The organism is Desulfitobacterium sp. PCE1 (genome assembly GCF_000384015.1).
Taxonomy (GTDB): domain Bacteria; phylum Bacillota; class Desulfitobacteriia; order Desulfitobacteriales; family Desulfitobacteriaceae; genus Desulfitobacterium; species Desulfitobacterium dehalogenans.
Map to the genome: position 1 here is coordinate 3,013,458 of NZ_KB913023.1, position 15,321 is coordinate 3,028,778.

A 15,321-nucleotide genomic window follows, 5' to 3' on the forward strand; every position below is an offset into this window, starting at 1 on the left:
ATTCATACTGCTATTATATCATTAACCGATGCAAAAAGAATCATCCTTGACCTAAAGCCTCAGATGATCCTTGAGCGGTGTTCCAGCACCCCTTAGTTTAGTCTAAAGGGATATCTATCACTTTATTATAATTCTTACTGTAGGTCATCCGCAGAACCTCCAGTTGGAGATCTTTTCCCGTTCCTGGGAAACGCAGAGTCCTTTGGTGCTTAATTGTGCCGTCCAAGCTTTTTTCGTAGTCATCATTGATGGTCTCCTCTAAAGCAATCCTCTTTCCATCGGCAAGGAGATAGACTTTGGTCAGAACCAGGCTTTCTTCACTGGTTAAGGTGATCAAGGTCTCACCGTTGGTTGCTTCGATCGAATTAATCTCCACTAGCTGTCCGAGAATATCCAGGACTTGATTCTTCTCCTCCCTGCTCAGGTTATACTGCTGATTTACATCGTGATCCGCACTAAAACTCACCAGTTCCAGCTTTAGCTCCTTTAAAGGGACAGGCAAAGCATCAAAATTGGTCTGGAAGGTGATGCCTTTCATGTCTGTACTCAGTCCTCTCCCTTTCGCTTCTACCGCTTCACCATTAGCAATTAAGCGGAGATTGATATCCATTGGCCTAAAGCGCTCACCACTTAGGGTATCTATAGCTAAGCCCAAAATGCTCTGGGCAGATCCCTTAATCACAGTTTGGGTAGGGGAAGCCACAATGGACAGGAATTTTAGTTTCGTTTGATCCACAGTGATAGCTTGATTAAGCTCTTTCTTTAAAATGTGCCCCATAGCTGTATTTCTGTCCAAGGCAAAAGTGATTTCAGCAGGAGTACTTACTCCTGGTTCATTGAGGGCAAAATTGAGCGTTAGCCTTCTGGTCAGAAGGGACGTGGGCTCAAAGCTGGCGATATACTTTACCTCCGACTCTTCTTCATTGATTAAACCTTGAGAACTTATAAACCGGCTCTCTCCGAAGAAGCCCTTCAGGGACATAACGGGGAATAAGGCTTCACTTGCATCTCCTGACGGAGCCTTTACCGTGTAGAAAAGAAGGAGTTGGTTTTCATCCAGCATCACATAATCCACCGTCAAAGACACTCCATTAGGAAAGGTATGGCTTTTGCCAATCAGCTGGCCTTTGCCTAGATTATTCAGCTCTCTCAGGGTTCCGTCCATCACTTGATCATAGCCGAAAAGTTGCTTGCCATAGGAAGCAATGACATCATAATTAAAGCTGATAAGAAGAGCGAAGACAAGAGCCACGGCGATCTTCATTTGTTTGGCATGGCGTTGATAAAAGGACAAGGGCTTTTGCTCCGCTTTTTCCAGGGCATAGCGCAGCCTCATTTCCAGTTCATCCGGCACTTGGGTGCTATCCATTTGAGCCTTGCCCCTTTCGAATAATTCCTCAATATTCTTCATCCCTGTTCCACCTCCATCCTTTGTTTTAACTTTTGCAGCCCTGTGTGCATTCTTGATTTCACTGTACCCAGGGGAATTTTTAATAGGTCAGCGATGGTTTGATAATCCATATCCAGTAGAAATCGCAGCCTTAGAACCTCCTGATAGTGTGGCTTCAATTGGGTCAAATAGGCTTCAAAGGCCATTTGTTCTTCATGCTCATGAAATGACCCTTCATAGGATCCTTCAGGCAGCTCCTGGAGCAAGATAACTTTTTTCTTTTGACGCAAATTTTGTTTGCAGCAATTAACTAAAATAGTTTTACTCCAGCTATAAAATGCCGTTTCATCCTTTAGACCCCTGATATTTTCGAACACCTTGAGGATCATGTCTTCCATAGCATCCAAAGCATCTTCCTGATCCTTCATATAGATATAAGCCAGACGATAATAGTCCTGCTTCCGACTCATGATCAGTTGAATCAAGGCTTCTTTATCCCCTTTTCGGGCTTGTTTCACTCTGTCTATAGCCTCTTGTTCCACTTCGCCACCTCTCTTTCTATAAGTAAGAGTATTTAACCTGGAAAAAAGTTCGCATATCACATACGAAAAACAACCGCTGCCCTAAAATCAGTTCAGGGCAGGGTTGTTATTAATCATTACATTCCTGAGTACGTTTATTATGCCATATATAGCCAAACATGCAAAGCTTCTACCCCATCAAGAGGGCCGTTATGGTCCCCAGGCTTGCGCCGATCATTATGTCCGACGGATAATGCATACCCAGATAAACTCTGGAGAAAGCGACGATGGAGGCGAGGCTATAGAAAAGGATGAATGAGGAGGGAATAGCCAGAACCAGCACGGTAGCTATACAGAAGATGGCGGTGGAATGTCCGGAGGGAAAGGATGCATCCCGGAGAGGCTTTGTACCCATCACTACTCCGTCCAGAGAATTTCCGTCTGATCCGTAAGAACTCCTTTGACGCAGCTATTGGGTGCTGCCTTGTCCGGCAGGAAAACCGAGCCTTTTTCGTAAAGTTCGGCCACTTCGGCATCCTTGAGATTTATGATCAGAACCTCTTCATTTAAAAGGGTATAGTCGATTTTATCATTATAAAAATCCTCGGTCTGGATGGACAGGGCATCCGCCTTGACGCGCATTGCCACATCCTTGGTGACCAGAATAACCGGGCGTTCCTCTTCATTGGCCAGATTGAGGGTCACGGCGAGGATCCGGTTATCCGGCAGGGAAAGATCGGAAAAGAGGGGCAGGATGGCTCCGGAAGAATGGTTGAGCTCGATTCTCAACCTCCCTTCCTCCGGGAGGTCAACTCCCTGGGAAAGTTGCCCTCTTTCGCGCAAATGATCAAGAAAACGGATAGTCTGGCGGGCCAGGCGCCCAACATCGTCCAGCGATCTTTTTTTATGCTCCAGCTCTTCCAGGACGGCATAGGGGATGACAACCTCATTGTCCTCAAAGCAGAAAATGGCATTGGGGTCATGGAGCAAAACGCTCGTGTCCAGTACAAAGGTTTTCTTCATAGTATCCTTCCTCCCCTGTTTTATTTTGAGAGCCTGTTGGCCACACTGGAAGCCATATAGGAGTTAGGCTTAACCTCACAGAAGAAGCCGCAGGATTGGACCCAGCCGACCACCTCATCCATGAACTGGGCAGTGGGGCCATTGCAGCCCACATCCACATGGACGGCGATATCGCAGAAGATGTTATCCTTCTCAAAGCGTTCCTGGAGCTTTTTGGCATACTCCAGACTCAGGCCGGTCTCAAAGAGAATTTTCTGTTTGGTGTTGGTTATTTTCATAATCTTTCTGATCTCCGAAAAGAAAATTCCGCCCCGGCCCACATTATTGACGAACTTGTGCACCCCAATGGTGATGGGCACTTTGGTATAGGAGAAATTCTGACTGTCCGTCCCGACGGCAAGCTTGTATTCGATTTTACTGCCGTGAGCCGTGTAGTTTCTGATCAGCTGATACATTTCCTCGAAGGTCACCTCTCCGTAAGTGATGCTGTACATAATCACCCTCCTCACCGACTTTTGTCTGCAATGATTGCCCTATAAAAAACGAAAGCGAGTCCTAACTACCGTCAGGAGACTCGCTTTCATTCTTTATAATAATGATGCTGATACCGGGACATGGCTACCCGGCGCTGTGAACATCTTTCAACAGACACCCGCCTTAAACCGGAAGAGAGTAAGGATAAGAAAGACGGACAAAATGCTTTGACAATGTGCTCTTTGTACCTGTTTTCTTTCCTGTTATGAAGCATAAATACCCCTCCCCTACCAATTCACCGACTACCGTGGACTTCAGTCGTTTTCCTAGCTGCTAAAGGAATATTACACTATTAATGTTAATCCATTATTAAACTTAAGTAAATATAATTTTAAACTTTTGTATATAGGGTAAAAAAAAGACCGGAGAACCGGTCATCAAGCTCCGGTGCCACCCGGAGACTTAGTCAATCTTAAAATAGCATAATAATGTTAAGCTAAAAGCCGGATTCAGTTAAGTTTAGCCAAGGATTTTTTGTGCTTCCGCTCTCTTCCTTTGGGTCTCTCCCCATCGCTCCAGGTAAACCTGCCAATTGGCCGGATGATGGAAACTGACCAGGGAAAAATCCGCCAGGTTTACAATTTTGCTGGAAGCCCCCGCTCCCAGGCCGATGACCGCTTGGTACTCTTCCATGATTCCAATATTATAACGGCATTCCAGGCCTGGCTTGGCAAATCCGATATTCTCCAGATTGCCGGCGATCTGCTTTTGGCGATAGAGATAATAGGGCTGTGCTCCCATAGAACGAGCAGCGGCCATAACGACTTCCTGCATAGCCTCCAGTTCCCTGCCCAAATTCTGCGTCAAGCCCTGCTCATGTTCCTTGGAACCTCGTTTGATGGCTAAGGCGTGAACTGTAAGATTATCCGGTTCCAGCGCTTTGATCTGCTCCAAAGTCTCCTGGATATCCCTAACCCCTTCTCCAGGCAGCCCTATGATCAAGTCCATATTAATGATCCAGCCGGGAATCTCACGGGCAAGTCCATAGACTTTGAGGATATCCTCTACTGTATGGGCACGGCCAATCCGCTGCAGCGTTCGATTATGCATGGTTTGAGGATTGATGCTCAATCGATTGACCCCGCTTGCACGGAGAGCTAAAAGCTTCTCCTGGGACAAGGTATCAGGCCGGCCTGCTTCCACGGTAAACTCTAAGGCTTCTTTATGGGGAATATGGGTCATCATTAAAGCGATCAAGCGACGGATCTCCGCAATGGTAAGTATGGTAGGTGTTCCTCCGCCCAGATAAAGGGAATCCGCCGTAAGCCCTGCAGTTCGCATCCATTCTCCTGTCGCCCTGATCTCTTCCCCTAACCCCTGCAAATAGTGCTCTAGAGGCTCTCTGCTCTGCTTTAATGAATATGCGGGAAAGGAGCAATAGGAGCAACGGCTAGGACAGAAGGGTATCCCGATATAGACGGCCACATCCATGGGATGGTTCTTCATCGTCTCCAGGAAAGGCTGCTGAATGGACACCACTTCTTGAAGCAATTGGGCTTTATCCTCACGGATTGCGTACACCTCGCGCAGAGATCCCTCCCTGTCTTCTAAAGGGTATCCTGCCTCTTTTAAGCGATGGAGAATTTTGCTGGGGCGAATTCCCGTTAGGATTCCCCAAGGGGGAGTGTGCCCTGTTCTCTGAGAAAAAAGAGCGAGGAGCCCCCTCTTTAATAAGAGCTTTCGTTTTCCTTCCTTTCCCACATAGGGATGGGATAAAAGGAATTTTATCTGTTCCTCATTGAGGGTGATTGAGACTTCAGTAAAATTTGAACCGGTTTTGCAGTTAAAATACCCTTCAATTCGCCAGGGAGCATCCGGATAATGAATATCAATGTGAAGAATACCCAGTTCATCATTGACTGCATCATTTTCACGACTTAGATTCGTTGAAACCGTTGATTGATGGTTATCTTCCTCTTCAAACTCCACCTGGGCCTCCGGAAAAAAGGCCCGGCTTAAGGAAAGACCCGCTTCCAATTCGGAGCGGGATAAAGTATTGCTTTTTAAAATGATGTTCATCGCAAAAACGGGTTATCCCGCTTTTCCCTCCCGATCGTGGTTTCCGGTCCATGGCCCGGGTATACCTTAGTGTCCTCAGGCAAAACAAGCAATTTCTTTACAATGGAGTCGATCAATTCTTGGTAAGATCCACCGGGAAAGTCCGTCCGTCCGATGGAACCATCAAAAAGAGTATCTCCGCTGATCAGCCCTTCTGAGGTCAGAAAACACACTCCCCCGGGGGTATGTCCAGGTGTGGCGATCACTGTAAGGGTCAGGTTTCCCACCTGCACTACCTGACCATCCTCCAGCAGAAAATCTGCCGATTTATAGTCATAGGATCTTCCCAACATCCGGGAAAGATTATGAGCGCCGCTGGTCAGCATAATGGCATCCTCTTTATGAATCCCTACTTTTGCCTGATAAAGCTCACGTAATTCATCCACGGCACCAATATGGTCAAAATGCCCATGAGTAAGCAGGATATATTCCACCTGAACTCCTTCTTCAGCTATCCATCGTTGAATCCCGGCACCATTGGCTCCCGGGTCGATGATAGCCGCCTTCTTGGTTTCCGGGCAGCTCACAAGATAACAATTAGCCCCCATAGATCCTACCGCACGACACTCAATCATGTAGATCCCTCCATCAAAAGCATACTTTCCTACTTTCAGATAATTGGTAATAAAATTAGAAGTTCTTCTCACTATCGATAAGCAAGGTTACCGGCCCATCATTGACCAGGGCCACCTGCATCTCGGCCTGAAAGATCCCTGTTTCCACATGGAGTCCATAGCCCCGCATTTTTTCCACAGCCTGCTGGAAAAGGTTTTTAGCCATCTCGGGAGGTGCCGCTGTGGAAAAGCTGGGGCGTTTTCCTTTACGACAATCTCCATAAAGGGTGAATTGAGAGACCATGAGAATTTCCCCGCCTACATCCTGGATAGAGCGGTTCATCTTCCCTTCCTCATCTTCAAAGAGTCGAAGTCCGACGATTTTATCCACCATCCAGTCCAGGTCAGATACGGTATCTCCTTGTCCTACTCCGAAAAGAACCAACAATCCGGCTCCAATCCGGCCAACGATTTCTCCCTCCACAGTCACTGAGGCCTGGGTCACTCTCTGAACAACACTGCGCAAAGTTAACGTCCTCCTAAATGTACCCGTTCCACAGATGTGACATCCTTAACCCGCCGAATCTTCTGCATGACATTATACAAATGTCCAAGATTGCGAATCTCAATACTCAATTGAATATGGGTACTCTTATCTTTAGCCACTCGGGCATTAATCGCTAAAATATTCGTTCGGCTCTCCACTACCACATTCATCACATCAGTAACCAAACGCGGCCGGTCTAAGGCGAAAATCTCCAAATCCACCGGATAGATGGATTCGACTTCCGTATCCCAGATGACTTCAACCATCCGGGCTTGTTCTTCCTGAGAATGAAATTTGATATTATCACACTCGCGGCGATGAATGGAGACCCCTCTCCCCCGGGTAATATAGCCCACGATATCATCTCCAGGTAAAGGGTTACAGCAACGGGAAAAACGAATGAGAATATTGTCCACTCCCTTGACCCTTACCCCTTGGCTCGCCTTACCATAACCACTGGAAGACTTACCTTCTCCCTGCTGAAGGGCCTCCAACTGAAGCCGTTCCCGCTCATCCTTGGTCAGGTCTTCCTTTAAGCGCATAAGGACCTTATTCACTGTAACTGCGCCGTCCCCCATGGCGGCATAGAGATCCTCCACACTGGTTATATTGTAAGCTTTACCAATCTTCAAAAGAATATCGGATTTAAGTACTTGAGTCGGATCTAAGCCAAGCTTGCGTACCTCCCGCTCGATTCCCTCCCGGCCCCGGGCAACGTTCTCTTCCCGCTTTTCCTTCTTAAACCACCCACGAATTCTGTTTTTGGCCTGGGATGTTTTTACGAAAGACAACCAATCCCGGCTGGGACCATTGCTTTGTTTTGAAGTCAAAATCTCGACAATATCGCCATTGGTCAATTTGGTTTCCAGAGGTACAATGCGGCTGTTAATCTTCGCGCCCACACAACGGTGTCCTACATCCGTGTGAACCCGGTAAGCAAAATCAATCGGGCAGGATCCTGCGGGAAGCTCCACCACATCTCCCTTGGGTGTAAAGACAAAAACCGTATCCGCAAAAAGGTCTATTCTGAGTGATTCCATGAATTCTCCGGCATCCCGTGAATCATGCTGCCACTCCAACAGCTGGCGCAGCCAGGAAAGCTTTTGCTCAAAATTACCACCTACAGGTTTTCCTGCGCCCTCTTTGTATTTCCAGTGGGCGGCAATACCGTATTCAGCGGTGCGATGCATTTCCCAGGTACGAATCTGGATCTCAAAGGGCTCTCCATGGGCCCCAACCAAGGTCGTATGCAAGGACTGATACATATTGGGTTTGGGCATGGCGATATAGTCCTTAAACCGGCCGGGCAAGGGCTTCCACATCGTATGAATGATTCCCAGAGCGCCATAACAGTCATTCACTGAATCGACAATAACCCGAACAGCCGTTAGATCGTAGATTTCGCTGAGCTCTCTATGTTGAGTAATCATTTTCCGATAGATGCTGTAAAAGTGCTTGGGGCGGCCTGATATATCCGCTTTGATGCCCACTTCAGTCAGGCGTTTGGATAACTGGGTGATCACTTCATTAATCTGGACTTCCCGTTCCGCCCGTTTTAAAGCGATTCCTTCTGACAAATCATAATACTCTTGAGGTTTCAAGTAGCGGAAGGAGAGATCCTCCAGCTCCCATTTAATGCGAAAAATACCCAGGCGGTTAGCCAGGGGCGCAAAAATTTCCAGAGTTTCCTGAGCAATCTCTTTTTGCTTTTTTTCAGAATGAAATTTCAGGGTCCGCATATTGTGAAGACGATCCGCCAATTTGATCAGAATCACCCGAATATCCTTAGCCATAGCCAAGAACATCTTGCGCAGGTTTTCAACCTGAAGCTCTTCTTTGCTCTTGTACTCAATCCGCCCTAGTTTTGTCACTCCATCGACCAGGATAGCCACTTGAGAGCCAAATTCTCTTTCAATATCTTCGATGGTGTACTTGGTATCTTCCACTACATCATGAAGGAATGCCGCCGCAATGGTGGCCTCATCCATTTCCAGTTCCGATAAAATCTTGGCCACTTCCAGAGGATGCTGAATATATTCTTCTCCTGAATTGCGAAGCTGCCCACGGTGTGCTTCTTCAGCAAAGGAATAAGCCTTTTCCACAAGCTTGATCCCTTCCGGAGACACTTTATGTAATTTTTCCATGAGCTCGCCAATCGACATTATTCTGCTCCTCTCCTGTGCCCTTTTCTTTAATACTTAATCAAGGAAAATATTTTATACCCTTCCAGCTTCTTACGACCTTCCAGAAAGCCTAATTCGATCAAAAAGCTCATTCCCACCACCTGGGCACCGGTCTTTTCAAGCAAACGAGCCGTGGCGGAAATGGTTCCGCCGGTAGCCAGCAAATCATCCACAATGACTACCCGCTGTCCCGGTTGAATGGCATCGGCGTGGACTTCCAAAGTATCACTGCCATATTCAAGTTCATAAGTTTCTCCCACGGTCTCACCGGGAAGTTTGCCCGGTTTACGCACGGGAACAAAACCAATGCCCAGGGCGTAGGCTACCGGAGCTCCCAATAAAAAGCCACGGGCTTCCGGTCCCACAATGATATCCGGCTTACACTCCCTGACTTTCTCAATAATGGCATCAACGGCTGCTCGGTAAGCTTCTCCGTCTTTCAAGAGGGTAGTAATATCCTTAAAAGAAATACCGGGTTTGGGAAAATCATCGATGACGCGAATATACTCACTAAAATCCAATGCCTTCACACCTTTCCATTCTTTAGTTCTCTATCGGTACCGGCCCAGCCTTGTCTGAAACTCCGGCCAAGGCATAGTGCAATATTCTTCTTTAAACGCCATGGTCTCCTGCCAGCGCTTTTTGGCACTCCGAAAACGCAGCGCCCCTTCCAAATCCAGCTTTTTCTTGGCGGGGATCCACTCGATATGGATGGCACCCGGTCTATGGCGCAGACAGCGGAGCAAATTCAGCTCTTCCAAGATTTTCAAGCCGGTTCGGGCTTGCCACAGGGGAATTCCCTCCACCTGCCAGGTGAACGGATTATTCTTAATAGCCAAATCATATAACACTCTGTACAATTGGACAAGATCTTCCCGAGATAAATAACCCGTTCGCTCTTTTAAGACGAGGGCCTCAATCTTACTCTCGGCAATGATCATGCCTTGTCCACCTTGGTTTTGGGTCTCCCTCATGATCTCCCTCACTGCGTTCCACGATGAAGGAACCCCTGTAATCATAGCCCAATCTGCCTTGAGATCCGTTTCAGGCCGTTGAGGGTCTGATCCGGTAAAATCCCAAAGGGCGACTGAAGCACCCCAGCTTTCAAGGGTTTTGCTCCATTCTTCCCGATTTTTAGCTCTCCAATCCATGACTTTCAAGCCTTGAGAAGATGGGCTTCCTGCAGCCATTTCCTCCGGTCCCAAAGCGATCTCCTGCAAAGCCGCTGAGTGGTCATTATCTTCCTGCCATGGGGCCTTGGGTTGAATATCTTTAATCATCAGCTGGATATTCTGGGTTCCTCGGAAAGTATTCCAGTCCAAACCAAAAGCTACGTCCACCGTTGAAGACCCTAAAATATTCCCTAACTCTTCCCCTTTGCGAAAAGCTATTCCTTCCCATTCACCTTGGGTTCCGAACATACATTTTAAATGAGCCTGGTCTTTCCCCACTAGATCGGCCATATAGAGGGGATAATCCTTTCCGGCCAGAACCGGACTGGGATTACCAAATCCGAAGGGGGCAAGATGCTCTAAATCGCGCATCAAGGAAGCATCAAGGGCCTCCAAAGGGACGCATTGGTCCACACGAACCCGTTCATAAAACATATCCTCCGGGAAATTTTGAGCTGCTTGATTCAAAGCCTCGCGAAGAAGGGGGATATTCTCCGGTTTCAGCGAGAAACCGGCAGCCTGGCTATGTCCACCGAATTTCTCCAAAAGCTCTGCCTGAGCCTTCAGTTCATCTAGTACATGATAGCCTCCTATCCCTCTGGCGGACCCTTTTCCTATATCCTCTTCCTCCGTGACAAGGAAAACGGGGCGATAATAGCGCTCCACCAAGCGAGAAGCCACAATTCCGATGACCCCATGGTGCCAGTTCTTACCCGATAAAACAATAACCCTGGGAAGTGGAGCTTCCTCTAAAATCTTCACTGCTTCTGCAAAGATATCCTTTTCTGTGTCCTGGCGCAAGGCGTTTTCCCGGCTTAAAAACCGTGCTAACTCGACAGCCCGATCTTCATGGCCTGTGAGCAACAGCTCCAATCCGGCTCTGGCGCTATCCATCCGACCGGCAGCATTAATTCGCGGCGCCACCATAAAAGCGATCTGCCCCGCTTTAAGAGGTTTCCCCCATAGACCACACTCCTCAAGTAGAGTGCGCAGTCCTAAATGAATGGTATTCTCCATCTGCCGTAAGCCATAGGCCACGATGGTACGGTTCTCATGGGTTAAGGGGACAAGGTCCGCAATGGTCCCTAAGGCTACTAAATCTAAAATTTCCAGGACAGCATAGGCTCCCGTCCCACCGCAATCTAAAGTCTCTAACAAGGCCTGAGCCAACTTAAAAGCTACTCCCACTCCAGCGAGTTCCCGAAAAGGGTATCCAGAGTCCTTAACCTTCGGATTCAGGATAGTATAGGCTTGGGGCAGGATTTCAGGCGGCTCATGATGATCGGTAAGAATCATATCTATCCCCTGAGACCGGGCATACTCCACTTCATCCACGGCAGTAATGCCACAGTCCACGGTAATGATCACTTTAACATCAGCTTGGGAAGCTTTTAATACGGCATCCTTATGTAATCCATACCCTTCGTCCATCCTGCTGGGAATATAGGCGACCGCCTTAAACCCTAAATCTGTCAATACTTTATAGAGTAATGCCGTACTGGTTACCCCATCCACATCATAATCGCCGTAGATAAGGATTTTTTCTTCTTGAGCCCGTGCCTGCTCTAAACGTTCAACTGCCTTAGCCATTTCTCTAAAGGCAAAAGGGGAATTTAAATTGAGTAAGGAGGGGCTTAGAAATTCCAGGATTTCTTCTTCCGTCCCGACGCCCCGCTGGCTTAAAATGTCTGCAACCACCGGAGAAATCCCTAAGCGCTGTGGGAGTGAGCTGCTGCTATCTTGAAGCCCAGGAAGGGGTCGTGGTTTTGTCCATATTCTTTTTGTCATGCTCCACCTCCATAGGCAATATTATACCTTACCCTTTCCACTTTTGTGGATGTTATATTGAGACCTTAAGGGGTTAACACCAAAATATAAAAAGGACTTCCAGGAGAAGTCCCACAGTCTAATCAGCGATAAGTCCAAAACTTTGACATTAACTTATTTCAGAATAACAAAATTAAATAGTAATGACAAGAACAAAATGTATTGAATTTTCAAATCATAACATTGCCGATGATAATGCACAAGATGCCCATCAACGCACGCCAGAGAATCGGGGAAATTCCCCATACCACTTCTTTTAACCTGATCTTAGGAATTAACCCTGTACCTACAATTAAAGCCCATACTATCACTGCAAGAATGGGGGTAAAAAAAGCGCCAAAGACCACCAAACTGGCTATACCCCCAGCTAAACCCGCCACAACATTGCTTTGACGGGCTTTTTTTGCAAAATATAAAAGAGCTCCTATACTTATGAACACTCCAATTATAAAGGGGACTTCCCATAGCCAAAAATTATCCGGATGCGTATACCAGAGAATTCCACTTATTATGAATGCGGCCGCCAAAGCTCCTCGAATTCCACCTATGAATATCAAGGCAGCCGCCAGCAGAAGCAACCATTCCAGCAAGACCAGAACCACAAAAGCCAAGGTCCATCCCCCTTTCTAACGACATTTTGAATTAGTATCTCCCGTATTATGGTAAAAAAATCAATAGGAAATATATTCCTGGACAACTGGCATATTTAACCATTTAAGCATATTTTGTATTGAAACTGTATCTTAAATCTTTGTTAAGGGAGGAATTGCGCTATGTGGGGTTGGTGGGGTTTTCCTTGGTGGGGCTTCGGTTTTGGATTCCCTTGGGGTATTTGGCGTCGTCGCTGGTGGTGGTAAACCGCTCTGGCACTCAGCTTTCTTAAGTGTGCTTATTATCTCTTTATTCTTAGGTAGGTTTCTTGCCCCTTTATTTTTCTATAAGCTTCATTATAAGTATTCCGGGAAGGGCCGTTGGTTATCGCCAACGGTCTTTCTTGGCACTATTGCAAGGTTGCCGACCCCAGGGTGCATGAGGGTGCGGATGTCAAGTAAGCTGCATAGAAGTCTGATCATAAAGAAAACTTGGCTGGCGCCAAGCCTCTGGCGAAGGCGGCTGCCTAGTTGCCCTTATGCTTAGAAAGTATATAGCGCAAGCATATACTTTCTGATAGTGCAAAAAAAGGCCCCCTCGAATGAGGAGGCTTCTTATGGGGACTTTAGAGTTAATTGCTTAGAATACAATTCCCATAGCAATGAGAAGTAAGATGATGACTACAACGATTGCGATTCCTGCTCCCAAATTTGTTCCTGTCATTTGATACCCTCCTTAAATTGCACTCTCTCGATAAGCGAAGACAATAGATCCTGTTAAAGTGGCCTTTCGCATGCTTTTGATTAGACGAAGATTACGCCCAAAGCGATAAGAATCAAGATTGCAATAGCAATAATTCCTACTCCAACGCCCCAGCCTACGCCACAGCCTCCCCAGCCTCCGCCAGTGCCACAGCAAAGACCAGCGCCGCCAAAACCTGCTCCATATCCTAAACCGTACATAAAGTACCCTCCTTTTAATTCATAAAATTTTTAGAACACAATACCCATTGCGATCAATAAAAGGATGATTACAACTACCACCGCGATTCCTTGAAAATAGTTAGGCCCGCTAGGTCCGCAAGCTCCAGCTGCTCCGAATTCCATAGTGTTATCTCCCTCCAAGGTTGGTAATATATGGTTACACTACAAGATATGGCCGCTCCATTAATATGTGAGATGTCCTGCCGATAATTCACAAAATCTCCCATTTGCTTTTTTTAATTAGTATATGAACTAAATAAAAACTGCCGATCCTTTTAGGTCTATCGGCAGCTTAGAGAATATATGGTTGTTTTCGAGATGCTTTATTTAATAGTTGGCATTTTCAACTCTTCTTTTGAACTCATCAAGACCCATCTGAGCATAACAATATACGCGCTTAATTCGGAAAGAATCCTCCGGTCCTGCCCATCCTCTGTCCGTGGTCAGTCCCATTTTATATCCCGTTTCCCGGCATAACTCAATGATTAAAGAGTCATAAACTCCATAAGGATAGGCAAAAGCAATTTTCGGCTCGCTGAGCATCTCTTCCAAAATCTTTTTTGAAGTGAGAAGCTCCTCTTTGATTTGCTCTTTAGAAAGACTATTTAAATAAGGATGGGCTATGGTGTGACTTTCTATCTGCCAGCCCGCCCGGCTCATTTCCAGTAATTGCTCCTCCTTTAAATATTCTGTTCCCCCAATCCATCCAGTCACCATGAAAATCGTTCCGCTATACCCATACTTTTCAGCAATAGGAAAAGCATGAGCATAATTATCTTCATAACCATCATCAAAGGTTAAGACAAAGGTCTTTTCAGGAAGTACTTTCCCTTCGTAAAAATACTGATAAAGGTCATTCAGGGTAATACTTTCATAGCCGTTTTGGGAGAGGAATTCCATGTGAGTTTCAAATTCCTCAGGAGATACTCTTAGTTCATTGCCCTCTTCATAGTCAATAGAATGATAATAAAGAATAGGAATAGACGGTTTCAAAGTTTGTGAAAGCTCTTGAGCATTATTTTCCACAGGGGGATCCGCGATTTGATCTATAGTCTCGATTTGTACAGGTTCCACTATTGGTTCTTCAGTTTTAATATCTTCATTGACCATATTTATTGGCTCTTGATTTATTATCTCCTCATTGGCCCTATCTTTTGGCGGCACTGCTTCGCTGGACCTTGAAGAACATCCCGGGATAATTAGAGTGGATAGAATAACAAGAATAAAGAATAAACGGATAAACTTACCCTTTACGTGATTCACCTTCTCAACTCCTCTGGGCATGATCGAGTCAATACAACTCCCGTTTTCCACCTGGTTGAATATTCTCTACAGCAGTTCAATCTCCCTCTTTTTCCGATACCCATAAAAAAGTGATGTGCTTTTTAACCAACACACCACTTAAAAGTCTTTCTATATTGGGATTTTATTCTAGGTCTATCCATGTTTTGCTGGAATAGGCCCCCTTGATAAAGCGATTTTTCCAGTCCGGACAATTTCAATAATCCCGTAATCTTTAAGAACTTCACAAAGAGCGTCAATCTTGGTTTCTTCTCCTGTCAATTCAATAACCATAGTCTCACGGTTTACATCGACGATTTTAGCTCGGAAAATATCGACAATATCCACAATATCTGAACGGGTTTCGCTGCTGGCCTTCACTTTAATCATAGCCAGTTCTCTTTGAATGGAATCCGTTTCTGTTAAATTCGTTATTTTAATAACATCAACGAGTTTGGAAAGCTGGTTGACCACCTGTTCTAATTCCAGCTCATCAGCCTGAACAACGACCGTTATGCGCGTCGTATCGGGTTCCTCTGTATACCCTGCAGCAATACTTTCGATATTAAAGGCCCTCCGGCTGATTAATCCTGAGATATGAGTCAATACCCCGGGGCGGTTCTCAACCAACACGGCTAATGTATGTCTCATAATGCC

Annotated in this window: 14 protein-coding genes and 1 pseudogene; all 15 read right to left on the bottom strand. The window is 46.2% G+C overall.

What is annotated here, in order from left to right:
• Nucleotides 1-97 precede the first annotated feature (97 nt).
• The 15 genes and pseudogenes from DESPCE1_RS0115070 to ilvN all read right to left on the bottom strand — a co-directional run bounded on the left by DESPCE1_RS0115070 (nucleotide 98) and on the right by ilvN (nucleotide 15,315).
• Nucleotides 98-1,411 (bottom strand): DUF4179 domain-containing protein, encoded by a 1,314-nt coding sequence (locus DESPCE1_RS0115070; RefSeq protein WP_019850937.1) that lies wholly within the window; start codon nucleotides 1,409-1,411, stop codon nucleotides 98-100.
• A complete protein-coding gene (locus DESPCE1_RS0115075; protein WP_014794796.1) occupies nucleotides 1,408-1,932 on the bottom strand; it encodes an RNA polymerase sigma factor in 525 nt (174 codons plus the stop codon). Before DESPCE1_RS0115075 ends, DESPCE1_RS0115070 begins: the two co-directional genes overlap by 4 nt.
• Before the next feature lie 169 nt (nucleotides 1,933-2,101).
• Nucleotides 2,102-2,326: a phosphatase PAP2 family protein gene (locus DESPCE1_RS21510; protein WP_019850938.1), complete on the bottom strand. Its 225-nt coding sequence runs from the start codon at nucleotides 2,324-2,326 to the stop codon at nucleotides 2,102-2,104.
• Between the two features lie 17 nt (nucleotides 2,327-2,343).
• A pseudogene (locus DESPCE1_RS0115085) lies at nucleotides 2,344-2,934 on the bottom strand (PIN domain-containing protein); the annotation flags it as partial.
• Between the two features lie 20 nt (nucleotides 2,935-2,954).
• Nucleotides 2,955-3,428 carry a ribonuclease H-like YkuK family protein gene (locus tag DESPCE1_RS0115090; RefSeq protein WP_019850940.1) on the bottom strand — a complete coding sequence of 158 codons (474 nt, stop codon included), beginning with the start codon at nucleotides 3,426-3,428 and terminating at the stop codon, nucleotides 2,955-2,957.
• A gap of 499 nt (nucleotides 3,429-3,927) precedes the next feature.
• The gene (gene hemZ / locus DESPCE1_RS0115095) at nucleotides 3,928-5,487 is read right to left on the bottom strand and encodes a coproporphyrinogen dehydrogenase HemZ (protein ID WP_019850941.1); all 1,560 of its coding nucleotides are present in this window, start codon (nucleotides 5,485-5,487) and stop codon (nucleotides 3,928-3,930) included.
• A complete protein-coding gene (locus tag DESPCE1_RS0115100) occupies nucleotides 5,484-6,101 on the bottom strand; it encodes an MBL fold metallo-hydrolase (protein ID WP_014794800.1) in 618 nt (205 codons plus the stop codon). Before DESPCE1_RS0115100 ends, hemZ begins: the two co-directional genes overlap by 4 nt.
• Before the next feature lie 55 nt (nucleotides 6,102-6,156).
• Nucleotides 6,157-6,606: a D-aminoacyl-tRNA deacylase gene (dtd, locus tag DESPCE1_RS0115105; RefSeq protein ID WP_019850942.1), complete on the bottom strand. Its 450-nt coding sequence runs from the start codon at nucleotides 6,604-6,606 to the stop codon at nucleotides 6,157-6,159.
• A gap of 2 nt (nucleotides 6,607-6,608) precedes the next feature.
• Nucleotides 6,609-8,789: a bifunctional (p)ppGpp synthetase/guanosine-3',5'-bis(diphosphate) 3'-pyrophosphohydrolase gene (locus DESPCE1_RS0115110; protein ID WP_014794802.1), complete on the bottom strand. Its 2,181-nt coding sequence runs from the start codon at nucleotides 8,787-8,789 to the stop codon at nucleotides 6,609-6,611.
• A gap of 29 nt (nucleotides 8,790-8,818) precedes the next feature.
• Nucleotides 8,819-9,340, bottom strand: coding sequence for an adenine phosphoribosyltransferase (locus DESPCE1_RS0115115; protein WP_014794803.1), 522 nt, complete (start codon nucleotides 9,338-9,340; stop codon nucleotides 8,819-8,821).
• Between the two features lie 21 nt (nucleotides 9,341-9,361).
• Complete coding sequence (recJ, locus tag DESPCE1_RS0115120) at nucleotides 9,362-11,770, bottom strand: single-stranded-DNA-specific exonuclease RecJ (protein WP_019850944.1); 2,409 nt, start codon at nucleotides 11,768-11,770, stop codon at nucleotides 9,362-9,364.
• Nucleotides 11,771-11,979: 209 nt separating this feature from the next.
• Nucleotides 11,980-12,411 carry a hypothetical protein gene (locus DESPCE1_RS0115125; protein ID WP_242831413.1) on the bottom strand — a complete coding sequence of 144 codons (432 nt, stop codon included), beginning with the start codon at nucleotides 12,409-12,411 and terminating at the stop codon, nucleotides 11,980-11,982.
• A gap of 792 nt (nucleotides 12,412-13,203) precedes the next feature.
• Nucleotides 13,204-13,362, bottom strand: coding sequence for a hypothetical protein (locus DESPCE1_RS23385; protein WP_014794806.1), 159 nt, complete (start codon nucleotides 13,360-13,362; stop codon nucleotides 13,204-13,206).
• 348 nt (nucleotides 13,363-13,710) lie between these two features.
• Entirely contained in the window at nucleotides 13,711-14,646 is a 936-nt protein-coding gene (locus DESPCE1_RS0115145; protein WP_019850946.1) for a polysaccharide deacetylase family protein, read from the bottom strand.
• Between the two features lie 174 nt (nucleotides 14,647-14,820).
• A complete protein-coding gene (gene ilvN / locus DESPCE1_RS0115150; RefSeq protein ID WP_014794809.1) occupies nucleotides 14,821-15,315 on the bottom strand; it encodes an acetolactate synthase small subunit in 495 nt (164 codons plus the stop codon).
• Between the last annotated feature and the right edge of the window lie 6 nt (nucleotides 15,316-15,321).

Bases quoted from the DNA above. Each gene is read 5' to 3' on its own strand.
- DESPCE1_RS0115070 (WP_019850937.1), bottom strand. From the start codon at position 1,411: ATGAAGAATATTGAGGAATTATTCGAAAGGGGCAAGGCTCAAATGGAT.
- DESPCE1_RS21510 (WP_019850938.1), bottom strand. From the start codon at position 2,326: ATGGGTACAAAGCCTCTCCGGGATGCATCCTTTCCCTCCGGACATTCC.
- DESPCE1_RS0115090 (WP_019850940.1), bottom strand. From the start codon at position 3,428: ATGTACAGCATCACTTACGGAGAGGTGACCTTCGAGGAAATGTATCAG.
- hemZ (WP_019850941.1), bottom strand. From the start codon at position 5,487: ATGAACATCATTTTAAAAAGCAATACTTTATCCCGCTCCGAATTGGAA.
- DESPCE1_RS0115100 (WP_014794800.1), bottom strand. From the start codon at position 6,101: ATGATTGAGTGTCGTGCGGTAGGATCTATGGGGGCTAATTGTTATCTT.
- DESPCE1_RS0115110 (WP_014794802.1), bottom strand. From the start codon at position 8,789: ATGTCGATTGGCGAGCTCATGGAAAAATTACATAAAGTGTCTCCGGAA.
- recJ (WP_019850944.1), bottom strand. From the start codon at position 11,770: ATGACAAAAAGAATATGGACAAAACCACGACCCCTTCCTGGGCTTCAA.
- DESPCE1_RS23385 (WP_014794806.1), bottom strand. From the start codon at position 13,362: ATGTACGGTTTAGGATATGGAGCAGGTTTTGGCGGCGCTGGTCTTTGC.
- ilvN (WP_014794809.1), bottom strand. From the start codon at position 15,315: ATGAGACATACATTAGCCGTGTTGGTTGAGAACCGCCCCGGGGTATTG.